Origin of the sequence: Pantoea sp. BR_17 (assembly GCF_041955125.1) — a bacterium.
Classification (GTDB): Bacteria; Pseudomonadota; Gammaproteobacteria; order Enterobacterales; family Enterobacteriaceae; genus Pantoea; species Pantoea stewartii.
Genome location: NZ_JAVAXT010000003.1, coordinates 150,342 through 165,322, shown reverse-complemented (window position 1 = coordinate 165,322; position 14,981 = coordinate 150,342). Strand labels below are relative to the sequence as shown.

Below are 14,981 nucleotides of genomic sequence, written 5' to 3'. Positions count from 1 at the left end.
GACGGCCCGTTCGCACTCAGGAAACGTGCTGTAAAAATTCGCGCAGACGCTCGCTGGGCGGATCACTGATCAGACGGTCCGGATCGCCGTCTTCGGCAATACGGCCTTTATCAATAAAGATCAGGCGCGACGCCACTTTCCGGGCAAAACCCACTTCGTGTGTGACGATAACCATTGTCATACCTTCTTCAGCCAGATCCTGCATGACTTTCAGCACTTCGTGACGCAGTTCTGGGTCCAGCGCGGAGGTGGGCTCATCAAACAGCATCATTTTGGGTTTCACCGCCAGTGCCCGGGCAATCGCCACGCGCTGTTGCTGCCCACCCGAAAGCTCAGAAGGGAAATGGTTGGCGCGCTCGGCCAGGCCCACTTTCGCCAGCAGGCTATGGGCCAGTTTTCGTGCGTCTTCTTTGCTGGCACCGCGAACGCGAATCGGGCCAAAAGCCACGTTATCCAGCGCACTCATCTGCGGGAAAAGGTGGAACTGCTGAAACACCATGCCGGCTTCCTGACGAATAAGGCGATCGTCTACTTTGGGATCGTTAACGTTCAGGCCATCGACGATCAGTTCGCCGCTGGTGATCTCTTCCAGCTTGTTGATGCAACGCAGCAGCGTCGATTTACCCGAACCGGAGGGGCCGATAATCACGACGACTTCACCCTGATTAATCTTCAGGTCGATATTGTGCAGCACCTGGGTTTGGCCAAAATGCTTTGAGACGTTTTTAAATTCAATCACAGGATTTTCACCCTTTTCTCAATACGGCGCAGCACAAAGCTCAACACCAACGTAATCACAAGATAAATAACGGCCACTGCGCTCCAGATTTCCAGCGCGCGGAAGTTACCGGCAATAATTTCCTGTCCCTGGCGGGTCAGTTCGGCCACACCGATCACAATAAACAGCGAGGTGTCCTTAATGCTGACAATCCACTGATTGCCCAGCGGGGGCAGCATACGACGCAGCGCCAGCGGCATGATGACGTAGCGCAGGGTTTCGCGGCCTGACAGGCCCAAAGCCAGCCCGGCCTCGCGAAAGCCTTTGTTAATGGACAGGACCGCACCGCGGGTAATTTCCGCAATATAGGCACCCGAGTTAATCATAATGGTTACCACCGCGGCGGTGAACGGATCGATGCGTAAATCCGGGAACGCCATAGGCAGGGCAAAATAGATGAACATAACCTGCACGACGATGGGCGTACCGCGAATGATTTCAATAAAAACCAGGGCGATATTATTGCTCAGCCAGCCACCGCATGCGCGGGCAAAACCCGCGACCAGGCCGATGATCAATCCACCGACCAGGCCAATAATGGAAATAATTAAGGTCAGTTTTGCGCCTTCGAGTAGCGCGGGCATGGCTGGCCAGATGACGCTCCAGTCAAAATCCATGGTGAAACTCCGCTGTTGTTGCGATGGAAAAAAGCAGGGACAGGGTCCCTGCTGAAAAATAAAAAAACGGGCTCAGTGATTATTTCGGTTCAGTTCCGAACCACTTTTTATAGAGTTGATTGTAGGTACCGTTCTCTTTAAGCGTTTTCAGCGCCCCGTTCACTTTTTCACGCAGTTCATCACTGCCTTTCGGGAACGCAATGCCGTACTGCTGGGCTTCAATAGAATCACCTACAGCTTTGAAACGGCCTTTACCTGCGGTGTTGATGAAATAGAGGATATTGGGCGTATCGTGCAGCACTGCGTCAGCGCGGTTGGTGCCCAGTTCCATGTAAGCGTTATCGATATTCGGGAACTGACGCAGATCTTTCGTTTTGATGTGCGTCTTCGCATAATCTACGGAACCTGTGCCGCTCTTCACCGCCACCACTTTGCCGTTCAGATCGTCAATGCCTTTGATGTCTTTCTCGTTGTTACGCACCATGACCAGCAGACCGCTTTTGTAGTAGCCATCAGAGAACTCAATGGCTTTCTTGCGCTCGTCAGTAATGGTAATGCCAGCCAGTGCCACATCGACGTTGTGCGTCTGAAGGGCAGGGATGATGCCGCTGAAGTCCATCGGCTTCAGGGTGTAATCCAGTTTCAGTTCCTTCGCAATGGCATCCCATAAATCCACGTCAAAGCCGACATATTTGTCACCTTGTTTGAATTCAAACGGGACAAAAGCCGTATCGGTGGCGACGATCAGTTTCTTTTCTGCTGCGGTAGTGGAGAGAGAGAAGGCCAGCGCCAACGCGGCCACAGAGATGTTAAATAGCGATTTCATCATTTTTCCTTATTGCGACCAGGCACAGGGCCCGGGTTTGCGAGCTATCATTTGCGGGCTATCATATGAAAAAAGTATGCCAACTTTTCAAAATGTAAAAAATATAATGATCAGGAGATCATCGCTGACACGATTCTGCAACCTGTCGCGCCGATGCACTATTATGGTGATCCATCATAGTGCGAAGCGCTAAAGTGGTGCAGGAGTAGTGTGCATCAGAAGGCGAAAACGGGAAGGGCGCAGCGTCAGAAATGTTAACAAAGTCATAAATTATAGTAACGCAGACGTAAAAAAGGCGGGTTTCCCCGCCTGGTAATAGCCTGTAAGACCGTTATTCGATATTAGACTCAATGAACCACAGGAATTTATCCAGGTCACGAGAAGCCGCGGTAAAGATATCGGCGGTATCTTCATCTTTCACTTCAGAAATCGCTTTGCGCGTATCGTTAGCCACCACAGCATAACGGTCGGCCAGCGCTTTCAGATGATCCTGTACGCTGTGGATATTAAGCGGATAGCTTTTCAGTGGCGTTTTATCGTTGACGACCTGAGTGGTACCCAGTGCTACACCACCCAGTTGCACCACGCGTTCCGCGATAGTGTCCTGATGATCGGTGATGGTGGTACGGAAACCGTCCAGCATTTCGTGCACACCGATGAAGTTCGCGCCGCGCATGTTCCAGTGCGCTTGCTTAGTGATCAGGGACAGATCGATGAACTCCACGACCAGACGATTGAGCACCTCAATGGTGGCGCGCTTTTCGTCATCTGCCACGTCATTACGGGTATAAAGTAGATCAGAAGATTTTGTTTTAACCAGTTTAGCGGTACTCATTGTTTCAGTCCTCTCTTTCAATGGTTGTCCTAATCAAGTACGAAACTAAGTATAGCAGCGATTTGTCGCCTTGCAGGATTGGCTTAATCAATGGATGAAATAGCATTCACCTTAGCGTGCGTGGGTGCGCGGGTGAAATAGTTAATAAATTGTTAAAATTAAAATTTCATAAAGCACTTTAAATACATAAGGTTAAATAAAAATTCAATCGAATGATTTTTACCTGTATTAAATATTAACTTTCTATTACACATTAACTGAAATAATTATCAGCATGAGAGTTATTGTTATTTAGCCTGCCTTTCAGCAGGCGGAAACCTGTTATTTCTTTTTATTATCAGATAATTCTATTGCATTTAACTGGCGCTTTCTGGGACGCATGGTCAGAGTAGCGCCGGACGAGGCCAGGATAATCGCCAGCAGCGCCAGACACTGTACGCCAGAAAGGCTCTCATTCAGATAAAGCATGCCAGACAGTGCCGCCACCGCAGGCTCAAGGCTCATCAGCGTACCAAAAATGCGCGCAGGTAAACGGGTCAGTGCCATCATTTCCAGTGAATAGGGAAGCGCCGTTGAAAGAAAGGCCACTAAAATGGCAACCGGCACGATGCTCCATTGCCAGATGCCGCTTGCGGCAAACGTCAGCCCTACGGGAACAAAAATCAGCGAAGCGATCAGGGAGCCGATGGCGACCGTTGCCGCGCCGTGCTCTGCGCCCGCGCGCTGCCCTGACAGAATATAGACTGCCCAACAGACACCGGCACCGAGCGCAAATAGTGCACCTATCGGATCGACGGAGGTAATACCGGTACTGAACGGCAGTAAAAACCACAGCCCAATGACCGCCAGTATGACCCAAAGAAAATCGAGTGGCCGACGTGAGCCGAGCAGCGCAAGCGTAAGCGGGCCAACAAACTCCAGCCCGACCGCGATGCCAAGCGGTACCGTCCGAATAGACAGGTAAAATAAAAAGTTCATTGTACCCAATGCTAAGCCATAAATAATCAGCGGCATGCGCTGTTCAGGACGAAAACGCAGTCGCCAGGGCTTGAAGATAAGGCAAAGGATGACGGTGCCAAAGCCCAGGCGCAATGCGGTGATGCCGGTGGCACCCACGGTGGGAAAAAGTGTTTTTGCCAGTGAGGCGCCGCCCTGAAGCGACAACATCGAGATAAGTAACACGACGACAGGGAGTAAAGCTGGCGTGAGCGATTTGAGTGGCGAAACTGACATCCTGTTGATACTTCCCAATCAATGAGCTAACAAGATGACCAGTGTAAAGGAAATGTTGGTTAAAAAGGGGACGTAAACTGATTTTAATTTTGTCTGTTTGCCTGCTTTTTAAGCAGTTTTTCCGGCTGGAAAGTAAATTAATGTCAGGTTTTTTTAGGAATTTACTTAAAGAATGAAAATTTGTTTGGGGTCATTATTGCAAGGGTATGACGGTTTTTATAAGAAAAATGAATGACATAGGAAACTCCATTAACTTTCTGTTACACCAAACACTGTGTTAGACAACAAAATGCGGGCAGAGTTTCTCGCTATTTTTTGTTATATTTTTAGCGTTGTCAGGAGAGAAGTACTTTCACATTTGAGGTGGTTATGAAAAAAATTGCATGTCTTTCAGCATTAGCCTGTGTGTTAGCAGTCGCAACAGGTTCCGCCATGGCACAGAGCACCGTAACCGGTGGCTACGCACAGAGCGACTACCAGGGCGTTGCTAACAAAGCAAACGGCTTCAACCTGAAATATCGCTATGAAGACGGTTCTAACCCACTGGGTTGGATCGGCTCATTCACTTACACCGAGAAAGATCGTACCGAAGACGGCATTTACAATAAAGGCCAGTACTACGGTATCACCGGTGGTCCAGCATTCCGTCTGAATGACTGGGCAAGCATCTATGGTGTGGTTGGTGTTGGCTACGGCAAATACCAGGCTAACGACACCACTTCACGCGACAAAGCTGACACCAGCGACTACGGTTTCTCTTACGGCGCAGGTATGCAGTTCAACCCAATGGAAAACGTTGCACTGGACGTTGGCTATGAGCAGAGCCGCATCCGTAGCGTTGACGTTGGCACCTGGATTGCTGGCGTAGGCTACAGCTTCTAAGCGAGCTTAGTCGAGATTAAAAAAACGGCCCTCTTCAGGGCCGTTTTTATTGGTAACAAAAACCCGCGCTAATAACCTGCCTTTGTCTTTGTCTTTGTCTTTGTCTTTGTCTTTGTCTTTGTCTTTGTCTTTGCCACCGCGACTGTCCCTGTATCTGTCTTCTCCGCGCCGCATTACGTTCTGACATTAACCCGCGCCCCGGACTTCCCTGGCAGGAAGCCTTTTTTCCAGGCCCGCACAGAACAAAAGAAGGGCGCCTTACACAGCGGCTGTATTTTGACGCTTACCTTTACAGGAACAGCGCTAAGCGCAGGGCACAGAAGCGTGGATCAATGCAGGCGCGCGGCGAGGAAAGGAAAACAGGCCGCGCGTGGGTAATGAATCTGAATGTGAAAACGGATTCAGCCGCGCCAGATCAGTTTTTGGCAGTAGCGCGTTTCCGGCTGCTGGCCCAGCAGACGCTCAATAAGCATGAGGCGCAGCGTAAAAGGGGAGCGCGTCAGCAGGCACCACCAGGATTTTCCTGATGTTGTTTTTTCGGCCTGGAAGCATTTGCTGCAGTCGATACAGCTTTTCAGAGTGCTCATAGCATCACCTCCCATAAAATTTAACGCAACGGTAAGCAGAGATCGTGCTTTAATGCATCACTCTGTTTACATTATCGACAAATATAGCACTGGCTATACCGTTTAGCCAAGGCTAACGACGAAAAATTTGAGCTTATTTGCGCCTGGTTTACAATGAGCGCAGCTAAATCCACACGGAAGGGCTGGTGTGGAAAAAATAAAGAGGAAGCTGAATGAGTCGTCGTGCCAAAAGCGTGGTTTCTGCCCCGCAAGGACCACTAAAAGATATTGAAGAGCATGTCGAAGGTTTTCGGCAGGTGCGCGAAGCGCATCGTCGTGAACTGATTGATGACTATGTTGAGCTAATCTCTGATTTGATTGGTGAGTTTGGCGAGGCGCGCCAGGTCGACATGGCCGCGCGTTTGGGGGTTTCGCAACCGACCGTCGCCAAAATGTTAAAGCGGTTAGGAACTGCCGGCCTGGTCGAGCAGGTGCCTTATCGCGGCGTCTTTTTGACGCGTGAAGGGGAAAAGCTGGCTGAAGAGAGCCGCGCCCGCCATCACATCGTTGAAACCTTCCTGTTAGCGCTTGGCATTAGTCCGGAAACGGCACGCCGTGATTCTGAAGGCATCGAACATCACGTCAGTGATGAAACCCTGGCCGTATTCCAGAAATTTTACCAAAACAATTAATCCTCAGTTAAGGCGCCGGACATCATGCCCATTGTGCTTCGCTCATTTCTGCATGACCATATATTGCACTTGTTAGTCGTTGTTGGGGTTGTTCTGCTGTTTCTTGCTCATTACCACTGGGCGGATCTGCCTGCCGCAGTGGACTGGCACACCATCATCACCCTGAGTGGACTGCTTATCCTCACCAAGGGGTTAGAAACCAGTGGGTATTTTGATGTTCTGGGCGGTCGGTTAATTGCGGGGTTTAAGCATGAGCGCACGCTGGCCCTGTTTATGGTGCTGGCGGCGGCGGTGCTCTCGACCTTCTTAACCAACGATGTGGCCCTGTTTATTCTGGTGCCGCTGACGCTGACATTGCGCAAGTTTTCCCATTTACCGATTTCCCGCTTAATCATCTTCGAAGCGCTGGCCGTAAATGCCGGTTCGTTGCTGACGCCGGTGGGCAATCCGCAGAATATTTTGCTGTGGAGCCACGGCTCGCTGAGTGTAGTCGGTTTTATCTGGCAAATGACGCCGCTGGCCGTCTGGCTGCTGTTAAGCCTGCTGGTCGTCACTTGGTTTAGTTTTGCCAAACGCGCGATTGAAAAACATGAGAACGCAGAACAGCACAGCTGGCAGAAGCCACTGTTTGCCGTCAGTCTGGCGCTTTACGTCTTGTTTATCGCCGCGCTGGAGTGGCACCTGACCGGCTGGGCGCTACTGCTGATTCTTGTCTGCTTTTTTATTATGGCGCGCCAGGTATTGCTGAATATCGACTGGAGCCTGCTGGTGGTCTTCATCGTCATGTTCCTGGACGTGTTCTTGCTGACACGCTTGCCTGTTGTGCAGGCCCATTTTGATGCGATTGCCCATCTTGCCAAAGGGGAGCTTTACCTGTTGGCGATTGGCTTGTCACAGGTAATCAGTAATGTGCCTGCCACGATCCTGCTTTTGCAGAAAGTGCCGCCTTCAGACGTCCTTGCCTGGGCGGTCAATATCGGTGGGTTTGGCCTGCTACCGGGTTCGCTTGCCAACCTGATTGCGCTGCGCATGGCGAAAGATCGTGCCATCTGGTGGCGCTTCCATCTGTTCTCCGTTCCCTTACTCGCATGGTCAATGCTGACCGGCTGGCTGTTGCTCAAACTGGTTGCCTGACGCGAACCTGTCCTGCCCTCGTGGCAGGACGTGCGGACTTTCTCAAGTTAAGTAAAGTTGTACTGGATTTTGTCAGTTTTCGATCTAATGTTTAGTTGACTTTCTACGCCCAGGACTGAGGGCCTTAGCCAGCGACGGACACTATGAGCGAGAACAACAACAACCGTGACCCACACCAGAAAGATACAGAAAACGCGCCCGATAAAAACAGCCCAGAACACGATAGCCAAAGCGATAACGACGAGAAACCGCGTAAGCGTCCCGGCAAAAAGCCGTTAATTATTTTGGCGGTCGTCGTCGTGGTGATGTTGATCGTGGCGTTCTTTTTCTGGTTTACCACCCGTAATGAAGAAACGACTGACGATGCGTTTACCGAAGGCAACGCAGTGACTATCGCAGCGAAAGCCTCGGGTTACGTCGTAAAATTGCTGGTGAAAGACAACCAGCGCGTGAAGAAGGGCGATCTGCTGGTGGAAATCGATCCCAGCGATAACGAAGCCCAGCGCGCGCAGGCAAAAGCACAGCTTGGCCTGGCCATGGCACAGTTGCACCAGGCTCAGGCGCAACTGGCACTGTCGCGCGTTCAGTACCCGGCGCAACGCGACCAGGCGCTGGCCGATCAGGCCAAAGCCGAGGCCAACTACCTGAATGCGCAGGCGGATTACCGTCGTCAGCGCGGCGTCGATCCCCGCGCCACCAGTCAACGCAATATTGATTCAGCCTCGGCGCAGTTACGCTCCGCGCAGGCACAACTGCAAAGCGCCAAAGCTCAGTTGGAAGTCGCCTCGCAGGTGGCCCTGCAAATCCGTCAGCAGGAAACCAATGTTGAAGCGCGTCAGGAACAGGTCGAGCAGGCAAAAGCCCAACTGAATGTGGCCGAGCTGAATCTGTCTTACACCCAGGTTCGTGCTCCTTACGACGGGTTTGTGACTAAGCGAAATGTCCAGTTGGGAACGTTGGTTCAGGCGGGCAGCGCCTTGTTCTCACTGGTTTCCCCGGATATCTGGATCACCGCCAACTTTAAAGAGTCACAGCTGGAGCGAATGAATCCCGGCGACAAGGTAACCATCAGCGTGGATGCCTGGCCTGACATGAAACTTGAAGGCCACGTCGACAGTATCCAGATGGGCACCGGTTCGCGCTTTTCGACCTTCCCGGCGGAGAATGCCACGGGCAACTACGTGAAAATCGTTCAGCGCGTGCCGGTCAAAATTGTGATTGATAAAGGACTGGATCCTAACCGTCCACTGCCACTGGGCTTATCGGTTGAACCGAAGGTAACCGTGGAATGAGTGAATCGCAGAGCTGGAAACCCGCCAGTAATCCGTGGCTCGTGGCCATTACGGTAACGCTGGCGGTATTTATGGAAATCCTGGATACCACCATCGTGAACGTGGCCCTGCCACATATCGCCGGTTCGCTCTCATCCAGTTACGATGAATCCACCTGGGTGCTGACCTCGTACCTCGTGGCGAACGGCATTGTGCTGCCCATCTCTGCCTTCTTCAGTCGTTTATTTGGCCGTAAACAGTTTTTCTTAATCTGTATCGTCATGTTCACGATCTGCTCATTCCTGTGTGGTATTGCCACCGAACTCTGGCAGATCATTCTGTTCCGCGTCCTGCAAGGGTTTTTCGGCGGCGGCCTGCAGCCTGTGCAGCAGTCGGTGCTGCTCGACTACTTTAAACCTGAGGATCGGGGCAAAGCGTTTGGCCTTTCCTCGATTGCGATTATCGTGGCGCCTGTTATCGGCCCGACGCTGGGCGGCTGGATTACGGATAACTACAGCTGGCGCTGGGTGTTCTTTATCAATATCCCGGTCGGTATCCTGACGATCATGGCCATTTTGCCGCTGCTGGAAGATCCGCCATGGGAGCGCAAGTGGGCCAAGGGCAAACTGAAAATTGACTACATCGGTATCGGTTTAATTACGCTGGGCCTGGGCTGCCTGCAGGTGATGCTGGATCGGGGTGAAGATGAGGACTGGTTTGCGTCGCACTTTATTGTGTTATTCGCGGTACTGGCGCTGGTCGGCATTGTCGGAGCCGTCTACTGGCTAATGTATGCCCGCAAACCGGTAGTCGACATTCTGGTAATGAAAGACCGTAACTTCTGGGTTGCGGGCCTGCTCATGGCCGGGATGGCGATGATTCTGTATGGTAGTTCCGTCGTGCTGCCTCAACTGGCCCAGCAGGATCTGGGTTATACGGCGACCTGGTCAGGGCTGGTGCTTTCACCCGGAGCCGTGCTGATTGTGCTGACGATTCCGCTGGTGCTTAAGCTGATGCCGGTCGTGCAAACCCGCTATATCATCGCATTTGGTTTTAGCTGCCTGGCCCTGGCGTTTTTCTACTCGTCCACGTTAACGCCCAATGTCGATTTCTCCACGCTGGTCATGATGCGCAGTGCGCAGTCTATTGGCCTGGGCTTCCTGTTTGTGCCGCTGACCACCATTGCCTTCATTACCATCCCACAACGCCTGAACGCGGATGCATCAGCATTATTTACGATGTTCCGTAACGTTGCGGGTTCGATTGGCATCTCGTTATCCACGGCGGCAATTACGGAGCGGGAGCAGGCGCGTTCGGCCCACATGGTGCACAACATGACGCCGTTAAATGAACAATTTAACATTACCGTTCAGCACTGGGCGCAGGCGATTCGCGACTTTACGTCGGCGGTGGGCGATCCCGTGACGCTGGCAACCGGCCAGCTCTATAAAGAGATGATTGTCCAGTCACGCATTCTGGCTTATATCGACGTCTTTTCAGGCTTAAGTATTGTCGCCCTGATTTTGATTCCATTTTGTTGGCTGCTGTCGCCCGTCAAAAGCGAAGGCAGTGCAGGAGCACACTGATATGAAGGTTATGACTACGTATCGCCTGAATCCCTTTACCTTGTTGCTGACGTTATCGCTGGCAGGTTGCAGCGTGGGCCCGGACTACCAGGCGCCAAAACCTCAGCTGCCGGGCAGCTACCACGCGCTGGATTCTCAGGAGCGCTCGAAACCGCAGACGTCGGCAGTGGATACGCGCTGGTGGCGTAACTTCAACGATCCCCAACTGGACAGCCTGATTGCCCGCGCAATCGCGGGTAATCTGTCGTTACAGCAGACCGTCCTGCGCATTGCGGGCGCGCGCGAGCAGTTATCTCAGGCGCAGGGCGGCTTGTTTCCCAGCCTGAACGGTTCGGCAAAAGTCACGCGTCAGCAACTGGGGCTGGAAGGTTTGCTGAAAGCGAATGGGGTCAATGACCAGGTGGACAGCACTGTCGCCAGCCAGTTGAACGGGCTGACGCAGCCCGTCACCTTATATCAGGGCAGCTTCGATGCCAGTTGGGAACTGGATCTGTGGGGCAAGGTACGACGTCAGATCGAATCAGCCAATGCACAGCAACAGGCGGCCATTGAGCAACGTAACGATGCGCTGGTGTCGCTGGAAGCGGAAGTTGTCCGTGCCTGGTTACAACTGCGTGGGGCGCAGGCAACCGTCAACACGCTGCAACAGCAAATCGCGGTGGCGGATCAGACCTGGCAACTGACACAAAGCCAGCAGCGCAATGGCCTGGCACCCTTAACCGATGTGGAAAATGCCCGGGCGCAGTTGAGCAGTTTACGGGCGCAGCTACCGCAGTATCAGGCGCAAACGCGTCAGGCGATGAACGGTCTGGCTGTGCTTATCGGTAAAACCCCCGGTGCGCTGGATGCAGAACTGCAGACGCCGAAAGCGCTGCCAGCCTTGCCGAATGCGGTCGCGGTCGGCATTCCCTCAACCTTAGCGCGTCGACGCCCGGATATTCGCCAGGCAGAGGCGAAACTCCATGCGCAAACCGCCGGGATCGGCGTTTCTGTCGCACAGCTGTTCCCCAGCCTCTCTCTTACCGGACAGTTGGGCGTGCGCAATACCGATGCCAGTTATCTGGACGACTGGAGCAGCCACTTCTATAGCGTGGGGCCTTCGCTGTCGATTCCCCTTTTTCAGGGAGGCCGGCTGGTTTCCAGCGTGAAGCTTGCACGTGCTCAGCAGGCCAGCGCGGCGCTGGATTATCGCCAGACGGTGCTGACGGCTTTGCAGGATGTCGAAAACGCCCTTGTGAGTTACCGGGCCGATCAGCAGCGCGTCACGGCGCTGGACGAAACGACCGGTGCACTGCAACGGACCTTTGATTTGGCGAGCGACAGCTATCGCCAGGGATTATCGACCTTCCTTGAGGTGCTTGATGCGCAGCGCCAGCTCGCCCAGGCCGAGGAGCAGGCAACACAGGCGCGCATGCAAAGCGGGCTGGATCTGGTGGCGCTCTACAAAGCGCTGGGCGGCGGCTGGGAAACCTATCAAAACGTTCAGCTCCCTCAGTATGACGTGTTTGGACCTGCGACCCAGGTAAATTAATCCTTCAGGCCGTGGCCTTTCGGCAGACCACGGCCTGTTATCAGACAGTGTAATACCTGCGCTTTATTATTTATCTGTTATATCGTTCAGTAAACTCATTTAATCACCCTTAAAGCTGGTGGTTTAAAAGGGTTGCTGGCTATTTAGCCGGCGCACTTACTGTGAAGCATAAATTGTCTGTAAATGTATTCAACCTTATAACGGCTATGAAACGCCGTCGCCTTGCCTGTGCCGATGCAGCATTTTTGTCGGGGAGTGAAGGGGGACAAAGGCAATATCCCCACATTTTATTCGCCATAAAGCCGATATTATTGTGGCAAAGCGCGATAAACCTCGTACCCGACGTCAGCTATTTTGTTCACAGACCGCGTGTTCCGGGCGGAGAACGTCTGAGTCAGGACAGGCAAATTAATCCAAATTCTTCACCGGTGTTAAAAAATATTCAGCGTTAAAATTTAAAAGCGCATAGCGAATTCATACAGTAAGTGTAATCAATGAAATCGTTTACATTGTGCAAGGATAGCAGGCATTTAGTGTTAATTTGAGGTTAATTATCTCTCCACATAAGCATTCTGAATACTTCACTGACATTTAAAAAACCTATCGGAATTATCTGTAGTAATAAATTAATTTATTTTTTTATTTGAATTAGGTAATCTTGACGCTACAGTTTAATTAAACCCCTTAATCAAGGATATTGTGATGAGTGACGCATTTAAAGTTCTAAACAACATTCGCACATTACGTGCCCAGGCTCGTGAACTGCCACTGAGCGATCTGGAAGAAATTCTTGAGAAATTGACCGTTGTAGTAACGGAACGTCGTGAAGAAGCGCACGCTGAAGAACAACAGAATCGTGAAAAAGAAGAGAAGTTATCGAAATATCGCGAAATGCTGTTGGCTGATGGCATCGATCCTAATGAATTATTAGGTGCGCTGGAGCAGGGTAAAAAACGCACTAAGCGTGCGCCACGTCCGGCTAAATATTCTTACACCGACGAAAATGGCGAGAAAAAATCATGGACCGGCCAGGGCCGCACGCCAGCAGCAATTAAAAAAGCGCTGGACGAAGGTAAAAGCCTGGACAGCTTCCTGATCGATTAATCGACACAATCCTTGTAAGTGGTAGCCGGCGACATTTATGTCGCCGGCTTTTTTTATTTAAAAAACCCTGCTCTTTGCTTTATTACTCTCGCTGTCATGCACCCGGTGTGGCGTGCGCAGGTAGGGCTTCCCCTCTGCGCAGCGTCCGGTACGTTTAGCCAGCGGCTGGGTTAAGCGGCAAACGTACGGGCAGTGAAAATAAAAAGTCATGCGTTTTCAACAGACACTCATGCAAGGGTAGCCGGAGACTGGCGTGCGCTACGTCACATCTGGCATAATAGCCGCCGTTTTCCATCCACTCTCTTCACTAAGGTCAATGCCGTGTTAGTTAGCAGCAATATCACCATGCAGTTTGGCAGCAAGCCACTGTTCGAAAATATCTCCGTTAAATTTGGCGGCGGTAATCGGTACGGTTTAATCGGTGCGAACGGCAGCGGAAAATCCACCTTCATGAAGATTTTGGGTGGCGATTTGGTGCCGTCGGGCGGCAATGTTTCCTACGATCCCAATGAACGTATTGGTAAATTACGCCAGGACCAGTTCGCTTTTGAACAATATAGTGTGATTGATACGGTAATCATGGGGCACCATGAATTATGGGAAGTGAAACAGGAACGTGACCGTATTTATTCCCTGCCCGAAATGAGCGAAGAGGAAGGCTACAAAGTCGCAGACCTGGAAGTACAGTATGGCGAAATGGATGGTTACAGCGCGGAATCGCGCGCCGGTGAATTATTACTTGGCGTGGGCATCCCGGTTGAACAGCATTACGGGCCGATGAGCGAAATTGCGCCAGGCTTTAAATTACGCGTTCTTTTAGCCCAGGCCTTGTTTTCTAATCCGGATATTTTGCTGCTGGACGAACCGACCAACAACCTGGATATCGACACCATCCGTTGGCTGGAGCAGGTGTTAAACGAACGCGACAGCACCATGATTATCATTTCGCACGACCGTCACTTCCTCAATATGGTCTGCACGCACATGGCCGATCTGGACTATGGCGAGCTGCGCGTTTATTCCGGTAATTATGATGAATATATGACCGCGGCCACCCAGGCGCGTGAACGTCTGTTAGCGGATAACGCCAAGAAAAAAGCGCAAATTGCCGATCTGCAGTCGTTTGTCAGCCGCTTTAGTGCCAACGCTTCTAAATCGCGTCAGGCCACCTCGCGCGCTAAACAAATGGATAAAATAAAACTGGAAGAAGTGAAAGCCTCCAGCCGTCAGAATCCATATATCCGTTTTGAACAGGATAAGAAACTGTTCCGTAATGCGCTGGAAGTGGAAGGCCTGACGAAAGGCTTTGATAACGGTCCTCTGTTCAAAAATCTTAATCTGCTGCTGGAAGTCGGTGAAAAACTGGCGATATTAGGGGCTAACGGTATCGGTAAATCCACGCTGTTAAAAACCCTGGTCGGCGAACTGACGCCAGAAAGCGGCAGCGTTAAATGGTCCGAGAATGCCAAAATTGGCTATTACGCGCAGGACCACGCAGACGATTTTGCTGACGATCTGACGGTTTTTGACTGGATGAGTCAGTGGAAGCAGCCGGGCGATGATGAGCAGGCCGTACGCGGTATTCTTGGCCGCCTGTTGTTTTCTCAGGACGACATTAAAAAGCCCGCCAAGGTGCTGTCGGGTGGTGAGAAAGGGCGCATGCTGTTCGGCAAGCTGATGATGCAGAAGCCTAACATTCTGATTATGGATGAACCCACCAACCACCTGGATATGGAATCCATCGAGTCATTAAACATGGCGCTGGAAATGTATGAAGGCACGCTGATTTTCGTTTCCCATGACCGTGAATTCGTCAGCTCACTGGCGACGCGTGTTATGGAAATCAAGGCGGATCGCATCGTCGATTTCACCGGGAATTACGAAGACTACCTGCGCAGTCAGGGCATCGTTTAAGACCTGCGGGGT

At 51.7% G+C, this 14,981-nt stretch carries 14 protein-coding genes; 8 read left to right on the top strand and 6 right to left on the bottom strand.

The window, feature by feature from the left end; all coding sequences use genetic code 11:
• Window positions 1-16: 16 nt before the first annotated feature.
• From glnQ to rhtA, 5 genes are all read right to left on the bottom strand, one after another.
• Window positions 17-739: a glutamine ABC transporter ATP-binding protein GlnQ gene (gene glnQ, locus RAC60_RS06880; RefSeq protein ID WP_039341430.1), complete on the bottom strand. Its 723-nt coding sequence runs from the start codon at window positions 737-739 to the stop codon at window positions 17-19.
• A complete protein-coding gene (glnP, locus tag RAC60_RS06875) occupies window positions 736-1,395 on the bottom strand; it encodes a glutamine ABC transporter permease GlnP (RefSeq protein WP_375093132.1) in 660 nt (219 codons plus the stop codon). Before glnP ends, glnQ begins: the two co-directional genes overlap by 4 nt.
• Before the next feature lie 79 nt (window positions 1,396-1,474).
• A complete protein-coding gene (gene glnH / locus RAC60_RS06870) occupies window positions 1,475-2,221 on the bottom strand; it encodes a glutamine ABC transporter substrate-binding protein GlnH (protein ID WP_205952901.1) in 747 nt (248 codons plus the stop codon).
• A 331-nt stretch (window positions 2,222-2,552) separates the two neighbouring features.
• Window positions 2,553-3,056 (bottom strand): DNA starvation/stationary phase protection protein Dps, encoded by a 504-nt coding sequence (dps, locus tag RAC60_RS06865; RefSeq protein WP_033737686.1) that lies wholly within the window; start codon window positions 3,054-3,056, stop codon window positions 2,553-2,555.
• A 321-nt stretch (window positions 3,057-3,377) separates the two neighbouring features.
• Window positions 3,378-4,289, bottom strand: a complete 912-nt coding sequence (gene rhtA / locus RAC60_RS06860; protein WP_205954363.1) for a threonine/homoserine exporter RhtA — start codon at window positions 4,287-4,289, stop codon at window positions 3,378-3,380.
• A gap of 369 nt (window positions 4,290-4,658) precedes the next feature.
• Between rhtA and ompX the strand changes: the two genes are divergently transcribed.
• Window positions 4,659-5,171, top strand: coding sequence for an outer membrane protein OmpX (ompX, locus tag RAC60_RS06855; RefSeq protein WP_033737684.1), 513 nt, complete (start codon window positions 4,659-4,661; stop codon window positions 5,169-5,171).
• Between the two features lie 401 nt (window positions 5,172-5,572).
• Here the strand turns inward: ompX and RAC60_RS06850 are convergent, their stop codons facing one another.
• Window positions 5,573-5,758: a hypothetical protein gene (locus RAC60_RS06850; protein WP_033737683.1), complete on the bottom strand. Its 186-nt coding sequence runs from the start codon at window positions 5,756-5,758 to the stop codon at window positions 5,573-5,575.
• Between the two features lie 212 nt (window positions 5,759-5,970).
• On the opposite strand from RAC60_RS06850, the gene mntR reads away from it, so the two are divergent.
• From mntR to RAC60_RS06815, 7 genes are all read left to right on the top strand, one after another.
• Window positions 5,971-6,429 (top strand): manganese-binding transcriptional regulator MntR, encoded by a 459-nt coding sequence (mntR, locus tag RAC60_RS06845; RefSeq protein WP_033737682.1) that lies wholly within the window; start codon window positions 5,971-5,973, stop codon window positions 6,427-6,429.
• A 24-nt stretch (window positions 6,430-6,453) separates the two neighbouring features.
• Window positions 6,454-7,563 (top strand): SLC13 family permease, encoded by a 1,110-nt coding sequence (locus tag RAC60_RS06840; RefSeq protein WP_054634256.1) that lies wholly within the window; start codon window positions 6,454-6,456, stop codon window positions 7,561-7,563.
• A 143-nt stretch (window positions 7,564-7,706) separates the two neighbouring features.
• Window positions 7,707-8,855: an HlyD family secretion protein gene (locus tag RAC60_RS06835; RefSeq protein ID WP_324028687.1), complete on the top strand. Its 1,149-nt coding sequence runs from the start codon at window positions 7,707-7,709 to the stop codon at window positions 8,853-8,855.
• On the top strand, window positions 8,852-10,420 hold the full coding sequence (locus tag RAC60_RS06830) for a DHA2 family efflux MFS transporter permease subunit (RefSeq protein ID WP_033737679.1): 1,569 nt from the start codon (window positions 8,852-8,854) through the stop codon (window positions 10,418-10,420). The genes RAC60_RS06835 and RAC60_RS06830 overlap by 4 nt, the downstream gene beginning before the upstream one ends.
• 1 nt (window position 10,421) lies before the next feature.
• Entirely contained in the window at window positions 10,422-11,951 is a 1,530-nt protein-coding gene (locus RAC60_RS06825; protein WP_375093128.1) for an efflux transporter outer membrane subunit, read from the top strand.
• Between the two features lie 702 nt (window positions 11,952-12,653).
• Window positions 12,654-13,055: an H-NS family nucleoid-associated regulatory protein gene (locus tag RAC60_RS06820; RefSeq protein WP_014606234.1), complete on the top strand. Its 402-nt coding sequence runs from the start codon at window positions 12,654-12,656 to the stop codon at window positions 13,053-13,055.
• 321 nt (window positions 13,056-13,376) lie between these two features.
• Complete coding sequence (locus RAC60_RS06815) at window positions 13,377-14,969, top strand: ABC-F family ATPase (RefSeq protein ID WP_039341417.1); 1,593 nt, start codon at window positions 13,377-13,379, stop codon at window positions 14,967-14,969.
• The last annotated feature ends 12 nt before the right edge of the window (window positions 14,970-14,981 follow it).

Excerpts from the sequence above, each read along its gene's own strand:
- glnP (WP_375093132.1), bottom strand. The coding sequence starts at position 1,395 with ATGGATTTTGACTGGAGCGTCATCTGGCCAGCCATGCCCGCGCTACTC.
- glnH (WP_205952901.1), bottom strand. The coding sequence starts at position 2,221 with ATGAAATCGCTATTTAACATCTCTGTGGCCGCGTTGGCGCTGGCCTTC.
- dps (WP_033737686.1), bottom strand. The coding sequence starts at position 3,056 with ATGAGTACCGCTAAACTGGTTAAAACAAAATCTTCTGATCTACTTTAT.
- rhtA (WP_205954363.1), bottom strand. The coding sequence starts at position 4,289 with ATGTCAGTTTCGCCACTCAAATCGCTCACGCCAGCTTTACTCCCTGTC.
- ompX (WP_033737684.1), top strand. The coding sequence starts at position 4,659 with ATGAAAAAAATTGCATGTCTTTCAGCATTAGCCTGTGTGTTAGCAGTC.
- RAC60_RS06850 (WP_033737683.1), bottom strand. The coding sequence starts at position 5,758 with ATGAGCACTCTGAAAAGCTGTATCGACTGCAGCAAATGCTTCCAGGCC.
- mntR (WP_033737682.1), top strand. The coding sequence starts at position 5,971 with ATGAGTCGTCGTGCCAAAAGCGTGGTTTCTGCCCCGCAAGGACCACTA.
- RAC60_RS06840 (WP_054634256.1), top strand. The coding sequence starts at position 6,454 with ATGCCCATTGTGCTTCGCTCATTTCTGCATGACCATATATTGCACTTG.
- RAC60_RS06835 (WP_324028687.1), top strand. The coding sequence starts at position 7,707 with ATGAGCGAGAACAACAACAACCGTGACCCACACCAGAAAGATACAGAA.
- RAC60_RS06830 (WP_033737679.1), top strand. The coding sequence starts at position 8,852 with ATGAGTGAATCGCAGAGCTGGAAACCCGCCAGTAATCCGTGGCTCGTG.
- RAC60_RS06825 (WP_375093128.1), top strand. The coding sequence starts at position 10,422 with ATGAAGGTTATGACTACGTATCGCCTGAATCCCTTTACCTTGTTGCTG.
- RAC60_RS06820 (WP_014606234.1), top strand. The coding sequence starts at position 12,654 with ATGAGTGACGCATTTAAAGTTCTAAACAACATTCGCACATTACGTGCC.